Origin of the sequence: Devosia yakushimensis (genome assembly GCF_030159855.1) — a bacterium.
Lineage (GTDB): Bacteria > Pseudomonadota > Alphaproteobacteria > Rhizobiales > Devosiaceae > Devosia > Devosia yakushimensis.
Genome location: NZ_BSNG01000001.1, coordinates 2308568 through 2334263 on the forward strand (window position 1 = coordinate 2308568; position 25696 = coordinate 2334263).

27 protein-coding genes are annotated in these 25696 nt (G+C 62.7%); 6 read left to right on the plus strand and 21 right to left on the minus strand.

Going from position 1 to position 25696, the window contains the following annotated elements; genetic code table 11:
• Window positions 1-7 precede the first annotated feature (7 nt).
• Together QQL79_RS11240 and QQL79_RS11245 are read right to left on the minus strand one after the other, a co-directional pair.
• A complete protein-coding gene (locus QQL79_RS11240) occupies window positions 8-496 on the minus strand; it encodes a GNAT family N-acetyltransferase (protein ID WP_284390826.1) in 489 nt (162 codons plus the stop codon).
• A gap of 106 nt (window positions 497-602) precedes the next feature.
• The gene (locus tag QQL79_RS11245) at window positions 603-1418 is read right to left on the minus strand and encodes a helix-turn-helix transcriptional regulator (RefSeq protein ID WP_284390828.1); all 816 of its coding nucleotides are present in this window, start codon (window positions 1416-1418) and stop codon (window positions 603-605) included.
• A gap of 100 nt (window positions 1419-1518) precedes the next feature.
• Between QQL79_RS11245 and QQL79_RS11250 the strand changes: the two genes are divergently transcribed.
• Complete coding sequence (locus QQL79_RS11250; protein ID WP_284390829.1) at window positions 1519-2415, plus strand: SDR family oxidoreductase; 897 nt, start codon at window positions 1519-1521, stop codon at window positions 2413-2415.
• Between the two features lie 285 nt (window positions 2416-2700).
• Here QQL79_RS11250 and QQL79_RS11255 read toward each other — a convergent pair whose 3' ends face one another.
• The 8 genes from QQL79_RS11255 to mbhE all read right to left on the minus strand — a co-directional run bounded on the left by QQL79_RS11255 (window position 2701) and on the right by mbhE (window position 9142).
• Entirely contained in the window at window positions 2701-3123 is a 423-nt protein-coding gene (locus QQL79_RS11255; protein WP_284390831.1) for a Ros/MucR family transcriptional regulator, read from the minus strand.
• 131 nt (window positions 3124-3254) lie between these two features.
• Window positions 3255-3605: a monovalent cation/H(+) antiporter subunit G gene (mnhG, locus tag QQL79_RS11260; RefSeq protein ID WP_284390833.1), complete on the minus strand. Its 351-nt coding sequence runs from the start codon at window positions 3603-3605 to the stop codon at window positions 3255-3257.
• Window positions 3602-3907, minus strand: coding sequence for a cation:proton antiporter (locus tag QQL79_RS11265; protein ID WP_284390835.1), 306 nt, complete (start codon window positions 3905-3907; stop codon window positions 3602-3604). Before QQL79_RS11265 ends, mnhG begins: the two co-directional genes overlap by 4 nt.
• Window positions 3904-4383: a Na+/H+ antiporter subunit E gene (locus tag QQL79_RS11270; protein WP_284390837.1), complete on the minus strand. Its 480-nt coding sequence runs from the start codon at window positions 4381-4383 to the stop codon at window positions 3904-3906. Before QQL79_RS11270 ends, QQL79_RS11265 begins: the two co-directional genes overlap by 4 nt.
• Window positions 4380-5969, minus strand: a complete 1590-nt coding sequence (locus QQL79_RS11275) for a proton-conducting transporter transmembrane domain-containing protein (RefSeq protein WP_284390839.1) — start codon at window positions 5967-5969, stop codon at window positions 4380-4382. Before QQL79_RS11275 ends, QQL79_RS11270 begins: the two co-directional genes overlap by 4 nt.
• 1 nt (window position 5970) lies before the next feature.
• Complete coding sequence (locus tag QQL79_RS11280; protein WP_284390840.1) at window positions 5971-6348, minus strand: Na+/H+ antiporter subunit C; 378 nt, start codon at window positions 6346-6348, stop codon at window positions 5971-5973.
• On the minus strand, window positions 6348-6767 hold the full coding sequence (locus QQL79_RS11285) for a Na(+)/H(+) antiporter subunit B (protein ID WP_284390842.1): 420 nt from the start codon (window positions 6765-6767) through the stop codon (window positions 6348-6350). Before QQL79_RS11285 ends, QQL79_RS11280 begins: the two co-directional genes overlap by 1 nt.
• Window positions 6764-9142 (minus strand): hydrogen gas-evolving membrane-bound hydrogenase subunit E, encoded by a 2379-nt coding sequence (gene mbhE, locus QQL79_RS11290; RefSeq protein WP_440588465.1) that lies wholly within the window; start codon window positions 9140-9142, stop codon window positions 6764-6766. Before mbhE ends, QQL79_RS11285 begins: the two co-directional genes overlap by 4 nt.
• Window positions 9143-9350: 208 nt before the next feature.
• Between mbhE and QQL79_RS11295 the strand changes: the two genes are divergently transcribed.
• Window positions 9351-11447, plus strand: a complete 2097-nt coding sequence (locus tag QQL79_RS11295; RefSeq protein ID WP_284390846.1) for a S9 family peptidase — start codon at window positions 9351-9353, stop codon at window positions 11445-11447.
• Between the two features lie 81 nt (window positions 11448-11528).
• Window positions 11529-12134 (plus strand): superoxide dismutase, encoded by a 606-nt coding sequence (locus QQL79_RS11300; RefSeq protein WP_284390847.1) that lies wholly within the window; start codon window positions 11529-11531, stop codon window positions 12132-12134.
• A 54-nt stretch (window positions 12135-12188) separates the two neighbouring features.
• On the opposite strand, the gene QQL79_RS11305 is transcribed toward QQL79_RS11300, so the two are convergent.
• A complete protein-coding gene (locus QQL79_RS11305) occupies window positions 12189-12566 on the minus strand; it encodes a hypothetical protein (protein ID WP_284390849.1) in 378 nt (125 codons plus the stop codon).
• Window positions 12567-12795: 229 nt separating this feature from the next.
• Between QQL79_RS11305 and QQL79_RS11310 the strand changes: the two genes are divergently transcribed.
• Window positions 12796-13341, plus strand: a complete 546-nt coding sequence (locus QQL79_RS11310; protein ID WP_284390852.1) for a response regulator — start codon at window positions 12796-12798, stop codon at window positions 13339-13341.
• 65 nt (window positions 13342-13406) lie between these two features.
• Here QQL79_RS11310 and QQL79_RS11315 read toward each other — a convergent pair whose 3' ends face one another.
• Together QQL79_RS11315 and QQL79_RS11320 are read right to left on the minus strand one after the other, a co-directional pair.
• Complete coding sequence (locus QQL79_RS11315) at window positions 13407-13967, minus strand: LOG family protein (protein WP_284390854.1); 561 nt, start codon at window positions 13965-13967, stop codon at window positions 13407-13409.
• Window positions 13967-15454: a helicase HerA-like domain-containing protein gene (locus QQL79_RS11320; protein ID WP_284390856.1), complete on the minus strand. Its 1488-nt coding sequence runs from the start codon at window positions 15452-15454 to the stop codon at window positions 13967-13969. The genes QQL79_RS11315 and QQL79_RS11320 overlap by 1 nt, the downstream gene beginning before the upstream one ends.
• Window positions 15455-15600: 146 nt before the next feature.
• On the opposite strand from QQL79_RS11320, the gene QQL79_RS11325 reads away from it, so the two are divergent.
• Window positions 15601-16953: a TIGR03808 family TAT-translocated repetitive protein gene (locus QQL79_RS11325; RefSeq protein WP_284390858.1), complete on the plus strand. Its 1353-nt coding sequence runs from the start codon at window positions 15601-15603 to the stop codon at window positions 16951-16953.
• Here the strand turns inward: QQL79_RS11325 and QQL79_RS11330 are convergent.
• Window positions 16950-17951, minus strand: a complete 1002-nt coding sequence (locus QQL79_RS11330; protein ID WP_284390860.1) for an asparaginase — start codon at window positions 17949-17951, stop codon at window positions 16950-16952. The genes QQL79_RS11325 and QQL79_RS11330 overlap by 4 nt on opposite strands.
• Window positions 17952-18047: 96 nt before the next feature.
• Entirely contained in the window at window positions 18048-18386 is a 339-nt protein-coding gene (locus tag QQL79_RS11335; protein ID WP_284390862.1) for an SH3 domain-containing protein, read from the minus strand.
• Between the two features lie 151 nt (window positions 18387-18537).
• Here QQL79_RS11335 and QQL79_RS11340 point away from each other — a divergent pair, with 151 nt between their 5' ends.
• On the plus strand, window positions 18538-19395 hold the full coding sequence (locus QQL79_RS11340) for an NAD-dependent epimerase/dehydratase family protein (RefSeq protein ID WP_284390864.1): 858 nt from the start codon (window positions 18538-18540) through the stop codon (window positions 19393-19395).
• Between the two features lie 162 nt (window positions 19396-19557).
• On the opposite strand, the gene QQL79_RS11345 is transcribed toward QQL79_RS11340, so the two are convergent.
• The 6 genes from QQL79_RS11345 to ertD form a co-directional block, all read right to left on the minus strand.
• Window positions 19558-19776, minus strand: a complete 219-nt coding sequence (locus QQL79_RS11345) for a DUF6500 family protein (RefSeq protein WP_284390866.1) — start codon at window positions 19774-19776, stop codon at window positions 19558-19560.
• On the minus strand, window positions 19777-21438 hold the full coding sequence (gene ertB, locus QQL79_RS11350; RefSeq protein WP_284390868.1) for a thiourocanate hydratase: 1662 nt from the start codon (window positions 21436-21438) through the stop codon (window positions 19777-19779).
• A gap of 116 nt (window positions 21439-21554) precedes the next feature.
• Window positions 21555-21887: a TfoX/Sxy family protein gene (locus tag QQL79_RS11355; RefSeq protein ID WP_284390869.1), complete on the minus strand. Its 333-nt coding sequence runs from the start codon at window positions 21885-21887 to the stop codon at window positions 21555-21557.
• A gap of 3 nt (window positions 21888-21890) precedes the next feature.
• The gene (gene ertC / locus QQL79_RS11360) at window positions 21891-22982 is read right to left on the minus strand and encodes a thiohydantoin desulfurase (protein WP_284390871.1); all 1092 of its coding nucleotides are present in this window, start codon (window positions 22980-22982) and stop codon (window positions 21891-21893) included.
• Window positions 22982-24235 (minus strand): Zn-dependent hydrolase, encoded by a 1254-nt coding sequence (locus QQL79_RS11365; protein WP_284390872.1) that lies wholly within the window; start codon window positions 24233-24235, stop codon window positions 22982-22984. The genes ertC and QQL79_RS11365 overlap by 1 nt, the downstream gene beginning before the upstream one ends.
• Window positions 24232-25590 (minus strand): hydantoin-5-propionate amidohydrolase, encoded by a 1359-nt coding sequence (ertD, locus tag QQL79_RS11370; RefSeq protein WP_284390874.1) that lies wholly within the window; start codon window positions 25588-25590, stop codon window positions 24232-24234. The genes QQL79_RS11365 and ertD overlap by 4 nt, the downstream gene beginning before the upstream one ends.
• Window positions 25591-25696 lie beyond the last annotated feature (106 nt).

Sequence of the window (25696 nt, forward strand, 5' to 3'; positions counted from 1 at the left end):
AAAGATGTCAGGCCCCGTCCGCGGGTTTGATCCGCAACAGGCCCTGATAAATGTCTTCCTTGTCCGCCGCGATCGGCACGGCGCCCACGGCATTGGCGTAAAAATCGATAGGCCCGGCCGAGCCGATGATCGCATAGGCATAGCCCTGCGCCTTCATGGCGATGAGGCTGTGATAGAGCAGCGCAAGCCCAAGCTTTTTGCCCCGCGCCGTCTCATGCACGCCGGTCGGGCCGAAAAAGCCGCGTGCCGTTGCGTCGTAGCAGGCAAAGCCCGCCAGCGCGCCGTCAATCGTCGCAATCAGGCAACCGGGCGGCTGATGCGCCATGGCAACGGCCACTTCACTGGCCCAATAGGCGCTGAAATTGGTCTTCACCCAATCGGTGACGATATGCTGCTCAGGCGGCAGCGCGACCCTTATCGTGGCCTCGACATCCTTCACGCGTTCGGCAAGCTGGCCGAGGCGTTTGGAATAGAGGTTCACAAGCAGATCGGTCATGCGTGCTCGCTGTCAGATGGTTTGGCGGCATGCCCCCACCTCCGGACAATACCAATCTAGACATGCTAATACCAATTTATGCCACCTGGCAAGCGAGCGTCCTGCGCTATCCAGAGACCAGTTTGCGCACCTTGGCGCGATCCTCCGGTGTTGCCGGGTTGAAAACCACCAGCGCCAGGTCGGCATGCCCATCGACGGCAAAAGTGGAATATTCGAGCTGGAGCAGCCCGGCGACGGGGTGCAGGATGCGCTTTAGTCCCTCGCCATGGGTGTGGACATCCTGTTCGGACCACATCCGGCGGAATTCGGCGCTCTCGTCCATCAGCTCATCGACCAGCGCCTGTGTCTGCGCCCGCATCCCGGCACGCAGCACATCGCGCCGCACGGTACCCACCAGGAGGCGCGCCACATCCTCCCGGTCCGGCCAATGCGCACCGCCGCCCGGGCCAAATATCATGCGGAGCAGGTTCCGGCTGCCTTCGGGCATTTCCTCGTAATTGGCGAGAACCGCCGTGGCCGCGCGGTTCCAGGCAAGAATCGTCCATTCGGGCGTCTTGATGATGGCCGGACTGTCGCCAAAGGCGTCCAGCACCCGCTGCAATTGCGGGGTCACGCTTGAGCGGCCTGCCGGGCGAACCTTGGGCGGCCGCTCCTGCGCCAAAAGGAACATGTGCTCGCGCTCGTCCTCGGTCAGCGCAAAGGCGCGCGCCAGCCGGTCCAGCACATCGGCCGAGGGTGCCCCGCCCCTGCCCTGCTCCAGCCAAGTGTACCAGGTGGCGCTGACATGGGCGATCTGAGCCACCTCTTCCCGCCGCAATCCCGGTGTCCGCCGCCGCGCCAGTGGCAAGCCGAAAGCTGCCGGATCGAGCCGCGCCCGCCGTTCCTTCAAAAAGCTGCCGAGCAGTTTGCTATCCGGGTCCATCGCGCCAGCCTGTTAGTCGCCATACCAGTATAAGGTCCCGGCTTTTCCGGGCGCCGCATCACTCTATCTCTCCTGCCACCAAGCAAGGAGAAATAAAACCATGCGCGTTTTCGTTACAGGCGCCACCGGCTTTGTCGGCACGCAAGTCGTCAGGCAATTGACCGCCAATGGTCACCAGATAGAGGGCTTGGCCCGTTCGGATACTTCCGCTGCAATTCTCGAAGCGGCGGGCATAGCCGTCGTCAGGGGCGATCTCACCGATCTCGACACCCTCGCATCGGCCGCCAGGTCCGCCGATGCCGTCATCCATACCGGCTTCATCCACGATTTTTCGAACTTTGCTGCGTCGATCGCCATCGACCGGCGCGCGGTGGAAGCCATGGGCGCCGCGCTGGCCGGCTCCGGCCGCCCCTTTATCGTGACATCGGGCACCGGCCTCATGCCGTCCGGCCAGGTGTCGAATGAAGACACTCCCGCCACTACCACGGGGCACGGCGCCCTGCGCGGCGCCACCGAGGGCATCGCGCTGATGCTGGTCGAGCAGAATGTGCGCGTCGGCATCATGCGGCTGCCCAATTCAGTTCATGGCGATGGCGATCATGGCTTCGTGCCGATGCTGATCGCCACTGCCCGCCAGAAAGGCGTCGCCGGCTATGTGGATGATGGCGCCAATTGCTGGCCGGCCGTCCACGTCACCGACGCTGCCCGGGCCTATTTGCTGGCGCTGGAGCATGGCGAAGCCGGTGCGCGCCACCATGCCGTAGCCGAACAGGGCGTCCCGTTCCGTGACATTGCCCACATGATCGGCCGCAGGCTCAGTCTGCCGGTCACCTCAATCCCGCGCGAGGAAGCCGCGGCCCACTTCGGCTGGATGGCCAATTTCGCCTCGCTCGATGCGCGGGCCTCCAGCCAATTGACCCGAGAGCGCCTCGGCTGGGAACCCAGCGGCCCGGAGTTGCTCGAGGATATGGAGAACGGACGCTATTTCGACGACTGAGGCTGGCGGGTCCGGCAGCATGATCCCGGTCTGCGTCGGGCCGTTCGCCGCCGGGAGGGATACCGAGAGCCTCAAACGCCCGAACCCCAAACAACAAAAAGGGCCGCGCATCAGCTGCGCGGCCCTTTTTACTTTGTTGGTCGTCCCGGCATTTACCGCCCTGAGGCCAATAAAATGCCGTCTGAGGTCGGAGACCTCCAAGACTCCGACCAGTACCGCCAAAACCATTCAGCCGGCCACATGCTGCCGAGGCAACCGTCTGATGTGTAGTGCGGCAAGACCTATTTAGGCAGCCTTGCGGCCGAGACCATTGTCCTTGGCCAACTTCGAGCGGGTTGCCGAATAGTTCGGGGCAACCATCGGATAGTCGGCCGGCAGACCCCACTTCTCGCGGTATTCTTCCGGCGAGAGATTGTAGTGGGTACGAAGATGACGCTTCAGAGACTTGAACTTCTTGCCATCTTCGAGGCAGATAATGTAATCGGCCGCAACAGACTTGCGGACGGGTACAGCAGGCTTTAGTTCCTCAACTGCAACGGGAACTTCGTTGTTCTGCAAAGCACGCAAGGCGCCATGGACTTCGGCGATCAGCTTGGGCAGATCGGTCGGGCTCACAGCGTTATGACTTACATAGGCAGAGACGATCTCGGTGCTGAGTTCGATCAGATCGCTCTCAAAACCGGCCGCCGAACCGGTATTGTCACTCATAATTCAACCTTTCATTGTTCTTATTGGACAGCAACAAGCTATGTCACTGCCATCGTTCATTTCTAGTGCCGTTTAGTGCTGTACGCAACCCAACGTCCACAACATTGGCATGTAACAATGCTGTAAAATGGTCACATCAAAGTTTGGCCACTTTTAGACTTGAGCTCATCCACTTCCATCAATTTGTGCGCATGATAACCCGTGCGATAACTTGCGCGGGCCAGCAGATGGGCTGAAACCGGCGTGGTCAACAGCAGAAAGCCGATGCCGATTATTGCACGCAATGCCACGGCGGCGTCGAAGCAGACCAGCGCCACCGCGAGCAGGACCAGCCCCCCACCCACGGCTCCGGCCTTGGATGCGGCATGCATGCGCATGTAAAGATCGGGCAGGCGCAATACGCCGATGGCCGCCAATAGCGTGAACAGGGCGCCCAGCAGCAGCGCCGCGCATCCCAGATAGATCATCAGGTCGGCGATCATGGCTGGTTCTCCGCGCCGGCATCGCGGGGCAATTGGCGCGACAGGATATAGCGCGCGAAGCCCACCGTTGCCAAAAATCCCAATAATGCCAGGGCGATAGCGATATCGAGATAGAGCGTCAGTCCGGTGCGGATGGCGATGGCGCCAACGAAACCCATGGCCGAGACGGTCAAGAGGTCCAGCGCCAGCACCCGGTCCGACAAACTCGGCCCGATGATCACCCGGACCACCGACAGCAGCAGCGCCAGGGCCAGGATCACCAGCGCGATCATGGTCGCGATGGAAAGCACGGTCGCACTCATGCGAACACCTCCTTCACCTTCGTCTCGAAGCCCGATGCGATGTCGGCGATCAGCGCCTCGCGCGTCGATAGCGTCAGCACATGCACATAGAGCAGGCTGCGGTCGTCGGAAACGTCGACGCTGAGCGTGCCCGGCGTCAGCGTGATGAGATTGGCCAGAAGGGTGATTTCGGCATCCGACTTGACCGTCAGCGGCACCGCGACAATGGCCGGTCGTAACGCAGATTTGAGATCGGGCGTCAGCACGATAATGGCCACGCGGATGGCGCTGACCATCAATTCGTAGAGGAACAGCAACGCCAGCGAGATGATTCGCCGCAATTTGAGCAGGGCGCGGGGCGGCGCGAAAGCGCTGCGCAGCAGCAGTACCGCCAAGGCGCCGATCGCCGCGCCGAATAGCAGGTTCAGTCCCGAGAAATTGCCGGTAATGGTGGCCCAGCCGAGCGCCAGGACGATGACGATCACTGCCGGGCTCATGGCGCAGCCTCCGCCAGGCCGACCGCCGCGATATAGCGCGTGGGATCGACCAGGTCGGCCGCGCCGGTGCGGGCCCCCTCAAACAGCAGGTTGGGCCATAGCCCAGCCACCAGGATCAACGCGGTCAGCACGATGCTGGCGCCCAGGCCCAGCCACTGCTCGCGCGGGCCGGGGCTGCGCAGGCTTATGGCCTCGTGCTCATTTGCGGTCCCTTCGGCGCCCTGCCGCCAAAACACATGCGCCCAGAGCCGCGAGCCGGCGATCAGCGTCAGCACGGCATTGGCGAGCAGCGCCAGGACCAGCACGCCATCCGCCCAGTCGCCGGCCAAAGCCTGCTGCAGCCCCGCATCGAGCAGCAATAGCTTGGGCCAGAAGCCGAGAAAGGGCGGCACGCCGGCCGTTGCCAGCACCAGCACCAGAAACAGCATCGAGAGTGGCGTGCTGGCGGCATAAAATCCGCCCATATGCCTTGTGTCACGCTGGCCCGTACGCCGCTCGATCAGTCCCGCGACAAGGTAAAGTGCGGTCATGGTCAGGATGGCGTGGAACACATAGAACGCCGCGCCCTCGACCCCGCCCTGCTGCGCCAGCGCGATACCGGCCAGCACCCCCCCAATGCCCCCGATCACCAGAAAGCCAATGGCACGGCGCAGGTTGGTTTCGGCAATGGCCCCCAGCGGGGCGATCAGCAGGGTCGCAATGGCAACCAGCAGCAGCGCCGGCTCAAGAATATCCCGGCTGGCGGGCATGAGCTGCACCAGCGCCCGCAACAGCGCATAGATGCCCACCTTGGTCAAAAGCCCGGCAAACAGCGCCGAAATCACCGCGGGCGGCGTGTGATAGGAGGCCGGCAGCCAGGCATTGAGCGGAAACGCCGCCGCCTTCATGCCAAAGGCCAGCAGCAGCAGCGCGGCAATGCCAGTCAGCGCAGCAGGATTGGCCGTCGTCGCCTTGCCGATAATGTCGGCCATGTTGAGCGTGCCGAGCAGGCCATAGGTCAAGCCCAGCGATAGCAGGAACAGCGTGGTGGCAAGGAAATTGAGGAATCCGTATTTCACCGCACCATCGAGCTGCAGCGGCCGTCCGCCCGTGACGATCAGCCCGAAGGACGCAATCAGCATCACCTCGAACCAGACATAGAGGTTGAAGAGGTCCCCGGTGAGAAAGGCTCCGGTCACCCCGGCTAGCAACAGCAGAACCAGCGCGTGAAAACCGTCTCCGCGCTGCTCCTCGCCCCGCTCGCCCTCGGCATAGATGATGACGATCAGCGTCACCACAGCCGCCGCCAGCGCAAAGGCGGCCCCCAGAATATCGGCAGTGAAGCTGATGCCGAAGGGCGGTAGCCACTTGCCCATGGTCATGCTCAGTGGCCCCTCGGCCATAACCCGCAGCAGCAGCGAGGCCTCGCAGGCGATGATGCCGATAACGACCAATCCGGCGACCAGCGCGGGCAGATGCAGCACATGGCGCAGCATCAGCAGCAGCGCCGCGCCCAGCAGCGCCAGCACCAGCGGCAGCACGATCACCCAATCGGCCAGCGCCGTCTGGGTCGCGATCATCGCTGGAGGCAAGAGCGAATGGTCCATCTCAATAACTCAGCGGCGGGCGTGGCGCGTCTTCCGGCTCGGCCACGCGCATGGTGTCGGTATTGTCGGCATCGAGCCCCTGATAGGCGCGATAGGCCAGCACCAGCAAAAAGCTGAACATGGCAAAGCCGATGACGATGGCCGTAAGGATCAGCGCCTGCGGCAGCGGATTAGCAATCGGCCCGGCTGGATGATCGAGCCCCTCCGGCACAATCGGCGCCACCTCCCGCGTCAGCCGTCCGGCGGTGAAGATCAGCAGGTTCACACCATTGCCGAAAATGGTCACGCCCAGCAGCATGCGGATAATCGAGCGCGACAGCAGCAGGTAGACGCCCAGCGCGATGAACAGGCCAACGAGTACGGCAAGCGCATGATCCATCAGCTTTCCTCCCCGCTTTGCAGGGCCAGCGCGATCGAGGAAATGGTGCCGAAAACAACGAAATAGACCCCGATATCGAAGACCATGGGCGTCGAGAACGGCACCGTTTCCTCCCCCAGATCGAGATAGAGCCAGATGCTGGTCATGAAGGGCGAATTGGTGAAGATCGATGCCAGCCCTGACAAAGCCGCCGCGAAAACGCCCGCTCCGGCCAATGCCAGCGGATCGACCCGCAAGGCCTTGCGCGCCGCCTCTACGCCAGCCGCCACGCTCCAGATGGCGAGCGCGGAAGCCGCGATCAGCCCGCCGATAAAGCCGCCGCCCGGCTCGTTATGGCCGCGCAGGCAGACATAGACCGAAAAGACCAGCATGATGGCGACGATAAGCGGCGCGATAGTGCGGAAAATCACTGTGTTCATGATGCCGCTTTCCTTGCCCGCTTGGCCGGCGCGGTTTTCCTGCGCCGCAACAGCGCCAGAATGGCAATACCAGCGCCCATCACCACCGAGATTTCGCCCAGCGTATCAAAGCCGCGATAATCGACCAGGATGACATTGACGATATTGGCGCCATGCGCGATGGGCACGCTGGTGGCGGTGAAGAAATCGCTGAGCGTTGTGTCGAGCGTGCCCGACAGCACCACCATCAGCGCGAGACTCACCCCGGCCCCGCAGACAATAGCCAGAGTGCCATCGCGCGCCAGATCCTCGAATGGCCGATGATCGTGCTCGTCGAGCCGCAGCCGCGTCATCACCAGCGCCAGGATCACCACGGAGAGCACTTCGACCATGAATTGGGTAAAGGCCAGATCGGGTGCGCCGAACAGCAGGAAAATCAGCGCCACCGCCGTTCCCTGAATGCCCAGCGACACGATGGCCACCAGCCGATTGCGTGCCACCAGCACTGCCCCGAGCCCGATCACAGCCAGCAGCGCCACTGCCCATTCATAGGGCTGCAAATCGGGCCAGACCAGTCGCGCTGACCAATCCCCCAGATCGGAGAGCGGCAATAGTGCATCGATCCCGCCCAAAGCCAGCAACGGCACGAACAAAGCCAGCGCCAGCATGGCAAAAACCGTCACCAGATAAAGCTCCAGCCGCCCGTGATGCAGCGCCCGCGTCACCGCCCCGGCAAAGCGGATCAGCCCGAACATCACCGCGTCGAACACCTGATCGGCGGTCCATAACAAGGCCCCTGCGCGTCGCAGCAGCGTGCGGATCATGGCCGCCTGCTGATAGACCAGCACGGCCAGGCCCCAGGTCAAAACCGAAAGCCAGAATGCAATACTGCTGAGATCAATGAACAGCGTCAGATGGCTTTTTACCGGCTCGCCCATGATTGCCGTCGCCCCCGGCTCCAGCACGGAAGCGCCAAACCAATCGGTCATCACCGCCGCCACGATGCCTGCAGCGCCCAGCACCAATGGTCCGGCCAGCATGGCAATCGGGGCTTCATGCGCCGCTTTGGGCGTCGTCACTTCCGCCCCGAGGAACGGCTTGATCGCTACCAGCAGGCCTACAGCGCCAAGCAGTGCGTTGCCCGCCACCAGCACGGCGAGCGCAAAAATATCCTGCCAAGGCCCGTCGCTCAGCCCCGCGTAGATTTCTTCCTTGGCAAAAAAGCCCAGCGTAAACGGCAGCCCAAACATGGACAGGGCCGCCATCGCCGCACCGATAAAAGTCAGCGGCATGCGATCGGCCAACCCGCCAAGCGCCGTGATATCGCGCGTGCCCGCCTCATGGTCGATGGCCCCCACCACCATGAACAATGCCGCCTTATAAAAGGCATGCGCCACGAAATAGACGATCACCGCCGCTGTCGCGGTCTCACTGCCCAGCCCGATCAACATCACCAATAGCCCCAGCGAGGCAATGGTCGTCTGCGCCAGCATCTGCTTGAGATCGGTCTGCTTGAGCGCTCCCAGCGCTCCCCAGATCAGCGTCGCTCCGCCAAACACCAGCAGGATCGTGCTCCAGGCCGCCGTTCCACCCAGCGCGGGCGACAGCCGCGCCAGCAGATAGACACCGGCCTGCACCATGGTCGCCGAATGCAAAAACGCCGAGACCGGCGTCGGCGCCTCCATTGCATTGGGCAGCCAGAAATGGAACGGCACCTGTGCCGATTTGGTAAAGGCAGCGACGAGGAAACAGGCCAGCACCAGGCCATAAAGCGGCTCGCCCGTCAGGTTCCCCAGCGCCGAGATTTCCCAGCTGCCCGACAATTGCCGCACCAGAATGGCCCCGACCAGTAACGCCATGCCACCAATATTGGTGATCACCAGCGCCTGGATCGCCGCCCGCCGCGCCGCCTGGCGGCTGTGATCAAACCCGATCAACAGGAAGGAGGTGACCGAAGTCAGCTCCCAGAAACCAAACAGCGCCAAAAGACTATCGGCCAGCACCAGCCCCAGCATGGCCCCCATGAAGGCCAGCATGAACCCCATGAACCGGCCGAGATGGTGATGGCCTTTGAGATAGGCCGGCGCATAAAGCACGATCAGCGCGCCAATGCCCGAAATGGTCAGCGCAAAGGTCAGGCTCAGCCCATCGACTAGAAAGGACAGCTTGAGCCCATAGGCAGGCACCCAGTCGATTGCCGTGGCGATGACCTCGCCATTGCTGACCGGCCCGAGAAACTGCAGCAAAAACAAGAAAATGGCGGCGGGCACCAAAGCAAGCAACCAGCCGGTGGCGGGAGCCGCAAAGCGATGCACCAATGGCGCCAGCAGAGCGGCAATAAATGGCGCGATCGCCACCAGCGCTATGCCCGCGTTCAATTCCAAGTCCCGCCCCATTTATCGATTCTATGTTCGCCCGCGTTCAGCCAGACCTTAGCGAATGGACGGGACGTCACAAGTTAAACCGGTTCACCGGGCTCCGACTTCTGGGGAAAGGCGGGATCGGGGGTACCCCTCGCATTCGCCGCAATCACCCCTACATCTCCCCCCTACCCGCCGACGTCACAACGCACTACGTTGCCCCGCCTTCCAATCGGACCTGCCAATGACCAAGATCACGCCGCCCGTCGCCGCCCAGAAGCCTCACTTCGCGACCCACCACAATGATCGCCGCGATGACCCCTATCACTGGCTGCGGGCGCTCAACTGGCAGGAAGTGATGCAGAAGCCCGAGACTCTGGACCCCGAGATTCGGGCCTATCTCGACGCCGAAAACAGCTATTACGAAGCCGAATTCGGCAAGCCGACCGCAGCCCTGCAAGAGGTGATCTACAAGGAAATTCGCGGCCGCATCAAAGAAGATGACAGCGGCATTGCCTCCCCCGATGGCCCCTTCGCCTACAATTCGCGCATGCTCGAGGGCAAGCAATATCCCTTGATCGTGCGCACTCCGCGCGATGGCGGCGAAGAAACCATTCTGCTCGATTGCAATGTGGAAGCAGGCGAGGGCTATTTCGGCTTTGCCGGCGCCGAGCATGATCGCTCGCATCGCTACCTCGCCTGGGCCGCCGACCGCGCCGGTTCGGAATATTATGACATCGTCATCCGCGATCTCGACACCGGCGTGGACAGCGCCGAGACCATCGCTGAGACCGCCGGCTCTTATGTCTGGACCAATGATTCGAGCGCGCTCTACTACACCGAATATGACGACAATCACCGCCCCTACCGGGTGCGCCTGCACACGATCGGCACCGAACAGGCCAGCGACCCCATCATCTTCGAAGAAAAAGATCCCGGCTTTTTCGTCGGCGTCGGCCGCACCCAGTCCGACAAATTCATCGTCATCGACGCCCATGATCACCAGACCAGCGAATGCTGGCTGATCGACGCCGAACTGGGCGGCGAACCGCGCCTCGTTGCCCCGCGCCTCACGGATCGGGAATATGATCTCGAAGAGCGGGATGGCCTGCTTTACATCCGCACCAATGCCGATGGCGCGGAAGACTTCAAGGTCGTCACCGCGCCGGTCGACAATCCCGGCGCCGAAAATTGGACCGATCTCATCTCCCACGAACAGGGCGTGCTGATCCTCGACACCATCGTGATCAAGAATCATTTGCTGCGCCTCGAGCGCCATGAGGGCCTGCCGCGCATCGTCGTGCGCGACCTGCGCACGGGCAAGGAAGAGACCGTCAAATTCGACGAGGAAGCCTATTCGCTGGGCATGTCGGTCGGCTACGAGTTCGATACGTCGGTGTTCCGCCTCACCTATGCCTCGCCCACCACGCCCTCGCGCACCTTCGACGTGGATCTCGAAACCGGCACCCGCACCCTGCTCAAGGAGCAGGAAGTGCCCTCCGGCCACAATCCCGACGATTACGAAACCCGCCGCCTCTTCGCCACGGCACCCGATGGCGAGCAGGTGCCCGTCACCGTGCTCTATCGCAAGGGCACCAAGCTCGATGGCTCCGCTCCGGCATTGCTCTATGGCTATGGCGCCTATGGCATGTCCATGCCGTCATCCTTCTCGATTTCGGCGCTCTCGCTGGTCGATCGCGGCTTCATCCACGCCACCGCCCATATTCGCGGCGGCATGGAAAAGGGCTATCGCTGGTATGTCGGCGGCCGCCGCGAGAACAAGAGCAATACTTTCACCGATTTCATCGCCTCGGCCGAAATGCTGATCGAAAAGGGCTATACGTCCAAGGGCCGCATCGTTGCCCAGGGCGGCTCGGCCGGCGGCATGCTGATGGGTGCCATCGCCAACCTGCGGCCAGACCTTTGGGGCGGCATTCTCGCCCAGGTGCCGTTTGTCGACGTGCTCAATACGATGCTCGACGAAACCCTGCCCCTCACCCCGCCCGAATGGCCCGAATGGGGCAATCCCCTGGCCTCGGCCGCCGATTATGCCCGCATAGCCGCCTATGCGCCCTATGAACAGGTCGCGGCCCACGATTATCCGCCGATCTTCGCGCTGGCGGGCCTGACCGATCCGCGCGTCACCTATTGGGAGCCCGCAAAATGGGTTGCCAGGCTGCGCGCAACCAAGACGGGCGACGCGCCATTATACCTCAAGACCAATATGGGCGCCGGCCATGGCGGCGCTTCTGGTCGTTTCGATCGTCTCAAGGAAACCGCTGAGTGCTATGCTTTTGCGCTGAATGCGGTTGGATTGGAAGGCAGTTTCCCTGCCAACTGATTGTTGTGGCGTCATAATCGGCTTATACAATTTCTCGAACCTACCTCAGCGTCTAATCCCCAAAAGAAAACGGAGGCCTTCATGTCCACCAAGTTCACTCTGCCGCCCCTGCCTTATGCCTATGATGCGCTGGGCCCCTACATGTCGGCAGAAACGCTTGAGTTCCACCACGACAAGCACCACCAGGCCTATGTGACCAATGGCGAAAAGCTGCTTGAAGGTTCGGGCCTCGAGATCCTGGCGCTCGAAGACATCGTCAAGGAGGCCTATGGCAAGAATGCCGGCCTTTTCAACAATGCCGGCCAGCATTACAACCACGTGCATTTCTGGAACTGGATGAAGCCCAATGGCGGCGGCAACAAGCTGCCGGGCGCGCTGGCCAAGAAGATCGACGAAGATCTGGGCGGTTTCGACAAGTTCCGTTCCGACTTCATCGCTGCCGGCACCACCCAGTTTGGCTCGGGCTGGGCCTGGCTCTCGCTTAAGAATGGCAAGCTCGAAGTCACCAAGACCCCGAATGGCGAAAGCCCGCTGGTCCATGGCGGCCACCCGCTGCTGGGCGTCGACGTGTGGGAGCACTCCTATTACATCGACTACCGCAATGCCCGCCCGAAATACCTCGAAGCCTGGTTCGACAACCTCGTGAACTGGGAACATGTCGAGCTGCTCTACGAAGAAGCCAAGTAAGCTTCTGTCAAACAGATCTCATGGCTCGCTTGTCGAACCATGAGATCTTGCCTTTCAGCCCTGGCAATTGGCGGCGGTGAAGCTCGCCAATTCATCTACAGTCTGTGAAAAGCCATATGCTTTGAGCGTCAGCGTGCCGATCATCGCATCGTCGCAAATCATCATGTCTGCCGCTGCCTTATCGCCAATCTGTACAGAACAGAGCGCTCCGAAACTGCGCTGTTCGGCGTTGCTGTCCGCAAAAACCTCAATGACAGATGAGCAGTCGAGGCGAGTCGGTATACCGAGCGCAACAAGGCTTTCTTCGAAAGCCTTGGCCTGGATAGTTGCTTCTTGAGGTTCCATCGCGCGATGGCGGACGTCCTGTGCGGTGGACGGGGTGCTGACCAGGGCGATGCCTGCACACAGCAAGCCTGCAATTCGGCGGTACATTGTGTTGCTCTCCGATGATGCCTTCAGCCTCGAAATCAACATGGCGAAATGGCGGCGGTGTCGCGCCGCTGGCGGACCACACTCCGAGATATATCGCCTGCCGCCAGACGGCTATTAGGACACCTCGAACACGTCGCATTTTCCCCTACGAATTATCCCATTTTGGAACCGGCCCCTACCACAAGGCGTTCCTGCGTGTTAACGGATTGTTAACTTTGGGGTTTAGTGCGTGTCCGAACCGGCAAAAATTGTTGCCATCATCGCCGCCAATACCGCCCTGTCGTCGCTGTTGACGATGGTGGTGGCAGGTGACTCGCGCCTCAAGGTCCGCCAGTTCGATAGCGAAGCGGCTCTGCTGGCCTATATGCGCCTCGCCCCCGTCGACATGCTGGTCTGCGATTTCGATCGCGAGGGCCGCCCGGCCTATGAAATGGTCGAGGCCATCCGCCTCAACACGACCCTGGTGTCGCGTGACGTGCCCGTTATCGCGCTCACCCGCACCATCACCCCACCCATGCGCCACCAGGCCATCAGCGCGGGTATCGACGAGGTCATCATCAAGCCGATGTCGCCGCGCCACCTGTTGCAGCGGGTGCAGGCGCGCCTGCGCAGCCGCAGCGTCGTCGGTGTACTCGGCGGCTATCGCGGCCCCGACCGGCGCAACCGCATCGCCACGGTCGTCCCCCGCCCCATGCCGACCCGCCGCTCCACCGACAACGTCATCCCCCTCTTCCCTGACCGCCGCAAACCACAGCATCCGGGACTTGAGGGCTGAATCACGCCTCGTTGCAACCTCGTGGTGAGCCCGTCGAACACGGGATCCGGCAAGTGAACGGCTAACTACCGCTCCACCAGCCGGCTGACCCGGCTCCACAAATCCTCAACGGAATCGGCAAATTGCACGGCCTTGTCGTGCCCCGAGAGTCCATGCGACAGCACATCAGCCGCATAGCCCCGCATCACCTCATAGGCCTTGTGCCGGTTGAGCATGACCACCGGGCAATTGCGCCCGCTGCCGCGCGCCACGGTCCACACCCCGAAGAGGCTCGATACCGAAGCCAGCGATCCGGGCAGCGCCACCAGCGCATCGGCCAGTCCCGCAACCCGGGCCAGCCGCTCCGCGCGATCGGCAATCACCTCCATGGCCACTCCGGCCAGGGCCGATGGCAGCACGATACTGGCATCGGCGATCAATTGCACCGCGCCTCCGGCCGCCCGCGCCGCGGTGATGAGCGGCACCGGGATCACCCCCTGTTCGACTAGGCAGACGATACGTGCACCGCGCCGGGCAAAATAGGTGCCGGTCTGGCTCATCAGGCTGGCGCGCTCAGCGTCACCCGGGCCCTTGTCAGAGGCAAAAACCGCCAGAACCGGCGCAGTGGCGGCAAGATCACTCATCATCAACGGCCGCGCTTCAGGCCACCGAGAATGCCGCGCACCAGCGCGTTCCCCAGCCGGTTGGCCACGGTGCGCGCCAGCGAGTTCATCGCGGCTTCCGCCGGTGTCTGGCGCGTCGAGGCGCGGCGCGCCTTGGGCTCCTGATAGGTCCGCTCGACCTTGGCCCGTTCGTCCTCCACCTGCTGGCGCTCTTCGGCCAATTGCTTGTCCCGCGCCTTGCCCGCCAGCACTTCGAAGGCCGACTCGCGGTCGATGACCGTGTCGTAGAGCCCAGCCACCGGCGAATTGGCGATGATCGCCCGGCGCTCTTCCGGCAAAAGCGGGCCGACCTGCGCCGAGGGCGGACGGATCAGCGTGCGCCCGACCATGGAGGGCACCCCCTTGTCTTCGAGCACCGAAACCAGTGCCTCGCCAATGCCCAATTGGGTGATGACTTCGGCGGTGGAAAAATCGGGGTTGGGCCGGAACGTATCGGCCGCCACTTTCACCGCCTTCTGCTCGCGCGGGGTATAGGCGCGCAGCGCGTGTTGCACGCGATTGGAGAGCTGGGCCAGCACGGTCTCGGGAATGTCGACCGGGTTCTGCGTCACGAAATAGACGCCTACGCCCTTGGAGCGCACCAGCCGCACCACCTGCTCGACCTTGTCGATCAGCACTTTGGGCGCGTCGTCAAACAGCAGATGCGCCTCATCGAAGAAGAAGACCAGCTTGGGCTTGCTCGGGTCGCCCACTTCGGGCAGCGCCTCGAACAGTTCCGACAGCATCCAGAGCAGGAAGGTCGCGTAGAGGCGCGGTGCCCGCATCAATTCGTCCGCCGCCAGAATCGAAATGAAGCCCTTGCCGTCGCGATCGGTCCGCATCAGGTCGGCGATATCGAGGGCGCGTTCGCCAAAGAAGTTCTCGGCCCCCTGTTGCTCCAGCACCAGCAGAGCGCGCTGGATCGAGCCGATCGAGGCGGTCGAGACATTGCCATAGCGGGTCGAGATTTCCTTGGCCCGCTCCTGCAGGTCGACCAGTAAAGCGCGCAAATCCTTGAGGTCGAGCAGCAGCAGCCCTTCATCATCGGCTACCTTGAAGGCGATGTTGAGCACGCCTTCCTGGGTATCGTTCAGCTCCAGCATGCGGCTGAGCAGCAATGCGCCCATTTCCGATATGGTCGCGCGGATCGGGTGCCCCTGGCGGCCGAACAGGTCCCAGAAGATCACCGGGAATACATCGTCCTTATAGTCGTCAAAGCCGATGACCTGGGCCCGCTCGGTTTGCCAGCCCTGGGCCTTGCCCATCTTGGCCACGCCCGACAGGTCCCCCTTGATGTCGGCGGCAAACACCGGAACGCCCGCCGCCGAAAAGCCCTCGGCCATCACCTGCAGCGTCACCGTCTTGCCGGTGCCGGTCGCGCCGGTCACCAGCCCGTGCCTATTGCCGTATTTCAGCGCCAGATATTCGGGATGCGTGCTTTGTCCGAGATAGATCTTGTCGTCGACGAGCATGGCTGCATCCCCTTCTTGTTCTCCGAGCCTTATAGCCGCCCGCGCCGCAGGCGGACAAGCCAAACGGCTGATAATCATAACTTCCGAAACGCTTCGCGCCGTTGGAGCCCCTCGTGTAGTTTGCCGGGCGAATGGGGGATCTGCGCATGACGAAGCTTTCACTGCTCAATCGCCGCCAGGCACTGGCCGGCTTCGGCGCCGCAGGGTTCATGGCCTCCTCCGCCCATGCGGCAGCTCCCGTCCATGCCGAGGACTTCGGCGTCATCCCCGCCTTCCCCGACGACCAGACCCGCGCCATGCAGGCCGCCCTTGATGCCGCCGCCGCACAGGGCGCTGCACTGATCCTGCCATCCGGCAGTATTTTCGTGCGCGATCTGCAATTGCCGGGACAATTGACTATCGAAGGCGTGCCCGGCGCCACCCAGCTCGCCTCCTGGAATGGCGGCCGCATCGCCCAGGCTGGCAATATCTCGAATCTGGTGCTGCGCAATATCGTGTTCGACGCGCGCAATGCCACCGCGCTTGAGGGCGATGCCCTGCTCGAAATCACCGGCGCCCTCGCCGTCACCATCGAGCGCTGCAGCTTCACCAATAGTCCCGCCACAGGCCTGCGCATCGCCGAATCGGGTGTCACCGTTTCCGATTGCGATTTCGCCCGGCACGGCGATGCCGCCATCCACGCCACTGACAATCACAACCTGCTCGTCACCGGCAATCGCATCAGCGATTGCGGCAATGCCGGCATCCGCGTCTGGCGCAGCGAGCCCGGCGCCGACGGCTCCATCGTCACCGGCAACCGCATCGCCAAGATCGACTGGCGCGGCGGCGGCAATGGCCAGAATGGCAATGGCATCAATGTGTTCCGGGCCGACGAGGTCATCCTGTCCGACAATCACATTGCCGATTGCGCCTTTTCCGCCATCCGCCTCAACACCACCAACAATATCCAGGTCTCGGGCAATCTCTGCCTGCGCTCGGGCGAGGTGGCGATCTTTTCCGAGTTCGACTTTTCCGGCTCGGTCATCGCCAACAATATCGTCGATACCGCCGCCGCCGGCATTTCCATGACCAATCTCGATAGTGGCGGGCAGATCGCAGTCTGCACCGGCAATATCGTGCGCAACATCACCCCGTTATCGGTCGTCAATCCCGATACGCGCCCCTATGGCATCGCGGCGGAAGCCGAAGCCGCGATCACCGGCAATACGGTCCAAAACGTGCCAGGGATTGCCATCGCCGCCGGCAATGGCCCCTTCCTGCGCAATGTGCTGATCGCGTCCAACGTGATCCAGGCCAGCAATATCGGCATAGCCGTCAGCGTCGCCGACGGCGCCGGCGCGGTGCACATCGCCAACAACATCATCTCCGACGTCCGCGACCACGCCGTGGTCGGCATGGCCTGGAGCGACATCGTAGAACCCGACCTCGTCACCAATGCCGGCCGGTTTGCCAATGTAACCGTGGATAGCGTAACGGTGGGGCGTTCGCCGCGGAGCTAGTCAACCAGCGTCCGCAACACCCCCACATCGGCGCCACGCACACTCTTGATCGTCTGGCGGGCAAACTTTTCCAACACCGCCCGCTGCTCCGTATCCGGCTCGGCAAACTTCAACAACAGCCCCGCCAGCATGGCCTGCGACGCCGCCGCATTGCCATCGTCGCATTTGATGGCATAGCCCCAGCCCTTGTCGCGAATAGCGCCGCATTGCACGCCTTCAGCGCCAATTTTCTGCATCACCCGGCCCCTGAACGCCGCCATGATCAGCGTATCGGCATGCCCGGTTCCCGCCACGAGATGCGGGTGGGACGTCGCCGCATCGAACAGGCGCTGCGCCGCCTGGACGAGTTCAGGCGACAGCCCTTCCCCCGTGGCCATGCGCGCGAAACCGAATGCAAAGGCCCGCAGCGGCGCGGCAAACGTCGGGATGGAACACCCATCCGTGCCGCATTTGTCCTCGGTCAGCTCTTCCCCGATCACCGCCTCGACCGCCGCCCGCACCGCCTTTTGCACTTCATGCTCGCGCCCGACATAGCCCGCCGTCGGCACGCCCATGGCCAAAGCCACGCTCAGCATGCCCGAATGCTTGCCCGAGCAATTATTGTGCAAAGCGCTGGGCTCCGCCCCCGCCGCCCGCAAGGCATCGCGCGCCGCCGGATTGGTCGGGGCATGGGCCCCGCATTCGAGATCGGCGACGGAAAGCCCCATTCGGCCCAGCAGCCCGCTGGCCGTTGCCACATGGTCGGCCTCGCCATGGTGAGAGGCGCAGGCCAGCGCCAGCTCCTCGCCGGTATGGTGAAATTTTTCTTCGGCATGGCGCGCGAAAATCGGCAGCGCCTGCATGGACTTGATGGCCGAGCGCGGAAAGATCGCCCGCTCGATATCACCGGCCGAAGCGATAATTCTGCCGCTGGCATCGACCACGGCATAGGCCCCGCGGAAACGGTTCTCGACCCAGTTGCCGCGCACGGTTTCGGCAAGAATAGGATTGGCGTCCATCACAAAAAACTCCGGTCCAGGCTGTCTTCACGAACAGCGCAGGACCGGAAAAGTCAACACAGCATGGGAAGGAGGCAGGCACGAAACTGTTGGGGATCAGATGTCCCAATCATGGACGGGCGTGAGGAACTTCGAATTCACCCAGCCGCTTGTGTATTGCGAGTCGACCAGGCACCAATCGGCGCCGGCCTTGGCCTCGATGCAGCGCTCGACCCAGACATGGCTGCCCGGTTCAAACGCGCCGACTTTCTGGGAATAGGAGGCGGGCCACTTGCGCACATTGAGCTGGTCCCAATGAGCAACGCCGGTCACCTTGGCGAGCTGGTCGACCTGATAGCCGGCGGCCATGGCGGGCTGCACGGCAAAGGCGCCGGCTGCGGTGATCACCAGGCCGCAGAGCGCGGCGACCAAAACCTTCTCCTGATTCCTGTTCATTTCTCGTCGTCCCTCGACAGAATTGCGTTGTTGTCGGGGACTATGCCGCCAGCGGCTTGAACTCTCCCTGAGTCAGCCGTTCAGAAAGTGTTCATCTTGGCGGCGCCGGTCCGGCATGCCAGACTTGGCGGCAACAAGAGGAGAGCGATCAATGACTAAGGTGCTGGTAACCGGCGGCAGCGGCAAACTAGGCCGCGCCGTGCTGCGCGATCTGGTGGCGCATGGCTACGAAGTGCTCAATATCGACCAGCAGGCGCTCTCCGAGCCGATCTGCCCCACGGTTCGCATCGATCTCACCAATTTCGGCGAAGTCGCCGCCGCCATTCTCGGCGGCATCGACGAGCGCAAGGGCCCGTTCGACGCCGTGGTGCATCTGGCCGCCATTCCCGCGCCGGGCCTTGCCGCCAATGCTCGCACCTTCGCCAACAATGTCACCACCAGCTACAATGTGTTCGAGGCCTGTCGTCTCGCCGGCATCAAGAATGTGGTCTTCGCATCAAGCGAAACCGTGCTGGGCCTGCCCTTCGACAATCCGCCGCCCTATGCCCCGGTCGATGAGGAATACTTCCCGCGCCCGGAAAGCGCCTATTCACTGGGCAAGCTGCTCGACGAAACCATGGCCGCCCAATATTGCCGCTGGGACCCGTCCCTACGCATGGTTGGCCTGCGTTTCTCCAATGTCATGTACCCGGAGGACTACAAGGCCTTCCCCAAATTCGACGCCGATCCGCGCAGCCGCAAATGGAATCTGTGGGGCTATATCGACGCCCGCGACGGCGCCCAGGCCGTCCGCCGCGCCATCCAGGCCGACTTCACTGGTTTTGAAGCCTTCATCATCGCCAATGCCGATACGGTGATGAGCCGCTCCAACATATCACTGCTGGCCGAAGTCTTCCCCAATGTGGAGCAGAAGGGCAATATCGCCACCAACAGCACCTTGCTCAGCATCGAAAAAGCCAAGCGGCTGTTGGGCTATTCCCCGCAATTCAGCTGGCGGAACGAGGTCTGAGGAGGGCACGCTCTCCCCCACCCACCGCATCTCCCTCGGGCCTGACCCGAGGGCCATTCCAAGCACTGCACGAACGGCGAGTGATCCTCGGGTCAAGCCCGAGGAAGGCGCGATGATGGGACAAGCATCTGGCCCCTCCCACCCCCCACACGCCCCGGAGCATCAAAGCCCCGCCTTGACCATCTCCCGAACCTTCACCGCCTTCCCGAAATGATCCAGAGCGTGGGTTTTGATCCACCACTCGGCCGCCTCCATCAATAGTTGCGGATCATCGTTCCGATTGGCAAAAAATGCATAGAATGACAGGCCTACGCCCGGCCCCTTCTTTGCAATCTTGTCATCGCAAACCGCGATTGCTTTGGCTCTCAAGCTGGCCCGCATCTACCCCACCTCAATATGCCCAATCCCCTTGGCCGCAATCTCGGCAAAGCTCTCCTCATACCCCGCATCGGCATAGCGCATCACGCCCAGCGCCGTGTCATTGGTCAGCGCATGCTCCAGCCGCTCATCGCCGCCCGGCGTACCATCGGCCACCACGGTCACCCCCGCCGAGGTCATGTAGCCCGCATACCCGCCCCCGCCCGAATGCACCACGACCAGATCGGCCATGGACGAGCACAACAGCATCGCATCCAGCAGTGGCCAATCGGCGATAGCGTCCGAACCATCCTTCATCCGCTCGGTCATGATATTGGGATGCGCCATCGCCCCGGCGTCGAGATGATCCCGGCTAAACGCCACCGGCCCGGCCAGCGTGCCATCAGTCACCATGGCGTTCACCGCCCGCGCCAAAGCCGTGCGCTCGCCATGCCCCAGCCAGGCGATCCGCGCCGGCAGCCCCTCGAACGGCACGTGCTTCCGCGCCAGCGCGATCCAATTGGTCACGATCTTATTGTCGGGGAACATCTGCAGCAGCTTGTCGTCGATCTTGGCGATATCCTCGGGATCACCCGACAGCGCCATCCAGCGGAACGGCCCGATAGCCCGCGCAAACAGCGGTCGCAGATAAGCCTCGGTGAAAATCTTGATATCGAAGGCATTCTCCACCCCACCAGCCTTGGCATGGGTGCGGATCAGATTGCCATTGTCGAACACTTCGGACCCCGCCTGCTGAAACGCCAGCATGGCCCGCACATGGTCGACAATCGAAGCCCGGCTCGCCGCCATCAGCTGCCCCGGCCCCTCGACCCGCAGACGCTTGACCTCATCGAGCGACATGCCCTTGGGCACATAGCCATAGACCAGATCATGCGCCGAAGTCTGGTCCGTCACGATATCGGGCACGATGCCGCGCCGTGCGATTTCGGGATAAATCTCGGCCGCATTGCCGACCAGCCCGATCGAGGTCGCCCGCTTCTCCGCCACCGCCTTGTCGATCATCGCCAGCGCCGTATCCAAATCCGGCGCAATCTCTTCGAGATACCCGATCTCCTTGCGCTTGCGGGCCCGTTCAGCATCGATATCGAGGCACAGGATCGCCGCCCCCGCCATGCGCCCGGCTAGCGGCTGCGCCCCGCCCATGCCGCCCAGCCCCGCCGTAAGGATGAACCGTCCGGCCAGATCGCCGCCGAAACGGTTCTCGGCAATACGCATGAAAATCTCATATGTGCCCTGGATGACGCCCTGGCTGCCAATATATTGCCAGGCCCCAGCCGTCAGCCCGCCCCAGCAGATCAGCCCCTTCTTTTCCAGCTCGTAAAACACCTCGGCCTTGGCCCATTGCCCCACAATGTTGCAATTGGCCATGATCACCAGCGGCGCCTTGGCATGGGTTTTGAGCAGCCCAATCGGCTTGCCCGATTGGATGATCAGCGTCTGATCCTCATCCATCCTGAGCAATGTTTCGACAATCGCCTTGTGGCTCGCCCAATTGCGCGCCGCCTTGCCCAGCGCCGCATAAACAATCAGCTCATCGGGGTTCTCCCCCACGCTCAGCACATTCTCCAATAGCCGCAGCAGCGCCTCTTGCCGCCACCCCTTGGCGCGCAATTCGGGGCCGCCGGGAATGGGGAAATTGGGGTGGCGGGGATTGGGTGTGGGCATGGATAAAACTCTCGTTTTTAACCGGGTCATTCCCGCGCAGGCGGGAACCTCCGTTTACTTTCTTTGCATCGCCAACAGTGATTCCCGCCTGCGCGGGAATGACACCATGGGCGGCATTACAATTTCGCCGGCAGCGTCCGCACAAACACCACTGCCGCATCAAGCAGCCGTCGCCGCAGTTCATCATCGGCGCAGGTATCGAGCCCCGCCCGCACCCAGCCGCCCATCTGCCGGCCGGACATGATCATCGGCGCGACATCGTCCAGTTTCAGCGCCCATTCATCATTGTCCTTGCCCAGCCGCACCATCAGCCCCACATCGCGGGCGCCGCACAGCATGTGGCCATCGAGCAGCCAGACCAGCCCACCAAACATCGGCTTTTCGCTCAGCCCCGGCCGGTCGCCCAGATCCTCGCGCACCAGTTCCTCAAGCCCGGAATCGCGTGCCATGGCTCAGCCCTTGGCCCCATCAAGCGCATAGCGCGCCAGCTCGATCCCCATCGCCTTCTCAACCGAGGGATAGACCGTCGGGTCGAGCACGGACGAACTCAGCGGAATGACCTTTTTGGGCACATGCAGCACGAAAATCTGCATCCCCTCCTGCAATTGCCCCACGCTCAGCGGTTCGCCCTCGGGGGAGAGCGTGGTGATCACATCGGGGAAAGTGGCAATGCGCGCGCCGTCGCGCCCATCCACCGCCATATATTCGTTCATCACATGCAGCACCGAGCCACACGACAGCGTCACCGCGCCGATATCGAAGGCCTCCTTGGTGTAGAGCACCGCCTTCTTGATGATCTTGCCCTCGACCAGAATAGTGCCGCCCGTGGTCTTGGCGATGGTGTCGATCACCGCCGTCCCGCCCTTGCCCTCGGCCGCAATGATCGCCTCGCCCAGTTTCAGCGCCAGCGAAATCCCGCCCAGGGCCGCGTGTTTCTTGACATAGCTGGCCCGCACCGGATTGCGGCACGAGGCGATAAACCCGCCCGACATGTCCGAAGCCGTGCGCAATATCGGCGACACCTTGGCCGTCGCGCCCTTCACCACCAATTCGATATAGCGGTTCTCGCTGCGATTGCCGCCCACCGCTGTCTGGATCATCGGCTCGGGCGATCCGGCCAGCCCGATACTGCCCATATCCCCGGTCGGATGCGCGCGCACATCGCCCACCGCATCGACCACTTTGGTGCCCAGTACTGCCGAAGGCAGCCAGCCATTGAGCGTTGACGATTTGCCATTCTGCCCGATCATCAACCCGCTGAGCTTTTCCCCCAACGCATCCTGCAGCATGGACACCGCCTTGATGTAATCCACCCCCTGCATTTCCCATGGCGTGGTGGAAGCCGGCGCGCCAATGGCGGCCGCCGTCGCCACCCAGTCATTGGCGTCCAGTTCGTGAATGCTCACCAGTTCGGGCTTGCCGACGCTCACCGCCGCATAGCCCAGCATGCGCCCATGATCAGCCCAGCCGCCCCCGCCAGCGGCATAGACGGAGCCGCCTTTAACAGCCGCCTCGACGTCTTTTTCGGTCAGAATCCGGCCCATTATTCTGTCTCCTGCAATTGCTTGTCGAGCGCGATCACGGCATCCAGCAAAACCTGGGCGCCCAGCGCGATATCTTCCGTCGTCGCAAATTCATCCGGCGCATGGCTGCGGCCATCCACGCATGGCACAAAGATCATCGCCGCCTTGGTGATCCGCGCCATCCATGCCGTGTCATGCCCCGCCCCCGACGCCATCCGCCGATGCCGCGCGCCCGCGCTTTCGCAGGCAGCATCCAGCACGATCAGCAAATCAGGATCGCAAGGCGTCGGCTGATTGTCCGAAACAATGCGCGGCGCCTGCACGCTCACACCGGTCTTGTCGGCAATCGCCGCCACGCCCCTGGCCAGCTCATCAATGAACCGCTCCATATCGTCGCGCAATTCGGCCCGCGCATCGATCAGCATCCGCACCCGCGCCGGCACCACATTGGCCGCATTGGGCGTCATTTCGAATTCGCCCACCGTGGCGGCAAAATGCGTCTCGCCCGAGGCCAGTGCCTTGCCCAATTCCTCAACACCCAGCGCAATCCAGGCCGCCGTGGTCAGCGCATCCTTGCGAGCAGCCATCGGCGTCGTCCCGGCATGGTCCGCCCGCCCCTCGACGATAATCTCGATCCGCGTAATCCCAGCGATGGCTGTTACCACGCCCACATCCAGCTGCTCGTTCTGCAACACCGGCCCCTGCTCGATATGCAGTTCCAGAAACGCCTTGATATCGTCGCGCTGCGCCAGCGCATGGGGCACCCCGCCCACCTGCGCGATGGCCCGCTCCAGCGTCACCCCATCATGCGTCCGCGCCAGCCATTCCGCCGGCCGCGTGCCGCTCATGCCCCGGCTGCCAATGCAGGACACGCCAAAAATCGAGACTTCTTCAGCCAGAAAATCCACCACTTCAAGCGTATGATCGAGCACCACACCCTGATCCCGCAGCGCCCGCGCCACTTCGAGCGCCACCACCACCCCGGCAATGCCATCAAACCGTCCGCCATCAGGCACGGTATCGGAATGGCTGCCAATCATGATGCTGCCGAGTGCCGGGTTTCTGCCCGGCACGACCCCCACGAGATTGCCCGCATGGTCGATCTGGCTGACGGCGCCAGCGGCCTGCATGGCGTGTTCAAGCCAGGCCCGTCCCTCCAGAAACATCGGCGTAAACGCCCGCCGCGTCCAAGGGCGATCCGGCTCGGTGATGGCGGCGAGGGCATCGATATCGGCCGCAATGCGATCAGCGCGGATGGGGGAATTGGGGATCACAGCGAAAGCCCCTCTGGCCGAACAAACCGCCCAACCCCAGGCTCACCCACCGTCACCCCATCAAACACCTGCCGCCCCCGCAGATAGGTCAGCCCCACCGTCCAAGGCAGCTCAATCCCGTTATACGGCGACCAGCCCACCACATTGTGCCCACTCTCGGCCGCGTCATAGACCTTGGGCCGGTCAAACAGCACCGCAATATCGGCATCCTTGCCAGCCGTCAGCGCCCCCTTGCTCCCCAGCCGGAAATGCCGTGCCGGGTTCTCCGCCATCAGCTTGGCCGCCCAGGTCAGGGAAATATCGCGCTCCAGCGCGCCCTTGATAAACAGCGGCACCATCACTTCCAGCCCCGGCACGCCCGAGGCATTGGCCAGCATATCGGGATTGGTCTTGCGGTTTTCCGACCAGCTCACATGATCGGTCGAGACCAGCGTGACATTGCCCGCCCGCACATGCTCCCAGAGCTTTTCGACCTCGACCCGCGGCCGGATCGGCGGATTGATCTTGGCCTTGCCGCCCAGCCGGGCGACGTCATGCTCTTCATCCAGCGTCAGATAATGAATGCAGCATTCGATGGTCGCGTCGAACCCCTGGTCGCGATAGCTGCGCGCAATCTCATAGCCCCGCCCCAGCGAGCAATGCACCACATGCGCCGGACATCCGGTCTGCGCCCCCGTCTCATAAATCTGCAACGAGGCCAGCAATTCGGTCAGCGGCGGCCGGCTCAGCGCATGGGCGCGATAATCAGTGATCCCCAGCGCCTTGACCTTGGCCATGGCCGCGCGCACCGCCTCGTCATCCTCGTTATGCACGCCCGCCGTCAGCCCAGTCGGCGCGATGGCGGCAAAGCATTCCTCCAGCAGTGCCGGAGGAATACGCGGAAACCGCACGGGATCAGTGCCAAAAGTCGAAAACTTGAATGCGGCGACACCCGCCTCGACCTGTTCCAAAATCCGGCTCGCGCCCTCTTCCGGCTTGATCGTGCCATAAAGCGCAAAATCCACCCGCGCCTGCGGGCTGGCATGCGCCACCTTTTTGCGCACTGCCTCGGCCGAGCTGACCAGATTGCCCTCGTCATAGGGCATGTCGACAATCGTGGTCACCCCACCGGCCGCCGCCGAGCGCGTCGACCAGATGAAATCTTCCTGGTCCTTCTGGCTCAGCGAATGGGTCTGCGCATCGATCGCCCCGGGCAGTATAAGCGCCTTGCCCAGCTCATGCCGCTCATGCGCCGACGGCGCCACGCCCTCTCCCACATGCACGATTTTGCCATCGCGCACGGCCACATAGCCATTCTCGATAATGGTGGATGGCAGCACCACTGTGCCGGACAAAACGAGATCGAAATCGGACATTTTTTGCCTCTATTGTTCCAAGCTCACCGGGCCTCCCCTCTCCCCTTGAGGGAGAGGGTGGATGGCGCGCAGCGCCAGACGGGTGAGGGGTTGCCTCCACAAACTG

What these genes read in the sequence shown, in the direction of transcription:
- QQL79_RS11330 (WP_284390860.1), bottom strand. Translation starts at nt 17,951, where the DNA reads ATGGACGCCAATCCTATTCTTGCCGAAACCGTGCGCGGCAACTGGGTC.
- mbhE (WP_440588465.1), bottom strand. Translation starts at nt 9,142, where the DNA reads ATGGGGCGGGACTTGGAATTGAACGCGGGCATAGCGCTGGTGGCGATC.
- QQL79_RS11315 (WP_284390854.1), bottom strand. Translation starts at nt 13,967, where the DNA reads ATGATGAGTGATCTTGCCGCCACTGCGCCGGTTCTGGCGGTTTTTGCC.
- QQL79_RS11300 (WP_284390847.1), top strand. Translation starts at nt 11,529, where the DNA reads ATGTCCACCAAGTTCACTCTGCCGCCCCTGCCTTATGCCTATGATGCG.
- QQL79_RS11255 (WP_284390831.1), bottom strand. Translation starts at nt 3,123, where the DNA reads ATGAGTGACAATACCGGTTCGGCGGCCGGTTTTGAGAGCGATCTGATC.
- mnhG (WP_284390833.1), bottom strand. Translation starts at nt 3,605, where the DNA reads ATGATCGCCGACCTGATGATCTATCTGGGATGCGCGGCGCTGCTGCTG.
- QQL79_RS11355 (WP_284390869.1), bottom strand. Translation starts at nt 21,887, where the DNA reads ATGGCACGCGATTCCGGGCTTGAGGAACTGGTGCGCGAGGATCTGGGC.
- QQL79_RS11240 (WP_284390826.1), bottom strand. Translation starts at nt 496, where the DNA reads ATGACCGATCTGCTTGTGAACCTCTATTCCAAACGCCTCGGCCAGCTT.
- QQL79_RS11345 (WP_284390866.1), bottom strand. Translation starts at nt 19,776, where the DNA reads ATGCGGGCCAGCTTGAGAGCCAAAGCAATCGCGGTTTGCGATGACAAG.
- QQL79_RS11340 (WP_284390864.1), top strand. Translation starts at nt 18,538, where the DNA reads ATGACTAAGGTGCTGGTAACCGGCGGCAGCGGCAAACTAGGCCGCGCC.
- QQL79_RS11335 (WP_284390862.1), bottom strand. Translation starts at nt 18,386, where the DNA reads ATGAACAGGAATCAGGAGAAGGTTTTGGTCGCCGCGCTCTGCGGCCTG.
- ertC (WP_284390871.1), bottom strand. Translation starts at nt 22,982, where the DNA reads ATGGGCCGGATTCTGACCGAAAAAGACGTCGAGGCGGCTGTTAAAGGC.
- QQL79_RS11270 (WP_284390837.1), bottom strand. Translation starts at nt 4,383, where the DNA reads ATGAGCCCGGCAGTGATCGTCATCGTCCTGGCGCTCGGCTGGGCCACC.
- ertB (WP_284390868.1), bottom strand. Translation starts at nt 21,438, where the DNA reads ATGCCCACACCCAATCCCCGCCACCCCAATTTCCCCATTCCCGGCGGC.
- QQL79_RS11325 (WP_284390858.1), top strand. Translation starts at nt 15,601, where the DNA reads ATGACGAAGCTTTCACTGCTCAATCGCCGCCAGGCACTGGCCGGCTTC.
- QQL79_RS11295 (WP_284390846.1), top strand. Translation starts at nt 9,351, where the DNA reads ATGACCAAGATCACGCCGCCCGTCGCCGCCCAGAAGCCTCACTTCGCG.
- QQL79_RS11280 (WP_284390840.1), bottom strand. Translation starts at nt 6,348, where the DNA reads ATGGATCATGCGCTTGCCGTACTCGTTGGCCTGTTCATCGCGCTGGGC.
- QQL79_RS11275 (WP_284390839.1), bottom strand. Translation starts at nt 5,969, where the DNA reads ATGGACCATTCGCTCTTGCCTCCAGCGATGATCGCGACCCAGACGGCG.
- QQL79_RS11285 (WP_284390842.1), bottom strand. Translation starts at nt 6,767, where the DNA reads ATGAACACAGTGATTTTCCGCACTATCGCGCCGCTTATCGTCGCCATC.
- QQL79_RS11320 (WP_284390856.1), bottom strand. Translation starts at nt 15,454, where the DNA reads ATGCTCGTCGACGACAAGATCTATCTCGGACAAAGCACGCATCCCGAA.
- QQL79_RS11245 (WP_284390828.1), bottom strand. Translation starts at nt 1,418, where the DNA reads ATGGACCCGGATAGCAAACTGCTCGGCAGCTTTTTGAAGGAACGGCGG.
- QQL79_RS11265 (WP_284390835.1), bottom strand. Translation starts at nt 3,907, where the DNA reads ATGAGTGCGACCGTGCTTTCCATCGCGACCATGATCGCGCTGGTGATC.
- QQL79_RS11250 (WP_284390829.1), top strand. Translation starts at nt 1,519, where the DNA reads ATGCGCGTTTTCGTTACAGGCGCCACCGGCTTTGTCGGCACGCAAGTC.
- ertD (WP_284390874.1), bottom strand. Translation starts at nt 25,590, where the DNA reads ATGTCCGATTTCGATCTCGTTTTGTCCGGCACAGTGGTGCTGCCATCC.
- QQL79_RS11305 (WP_284390849.1), bottom strand. Translation starts at nt 12,566, where the DNA reads ATGTACCGCCGAATTGCAGGCTTGCTGTGTGCAGGCATCGCCCTGGTC.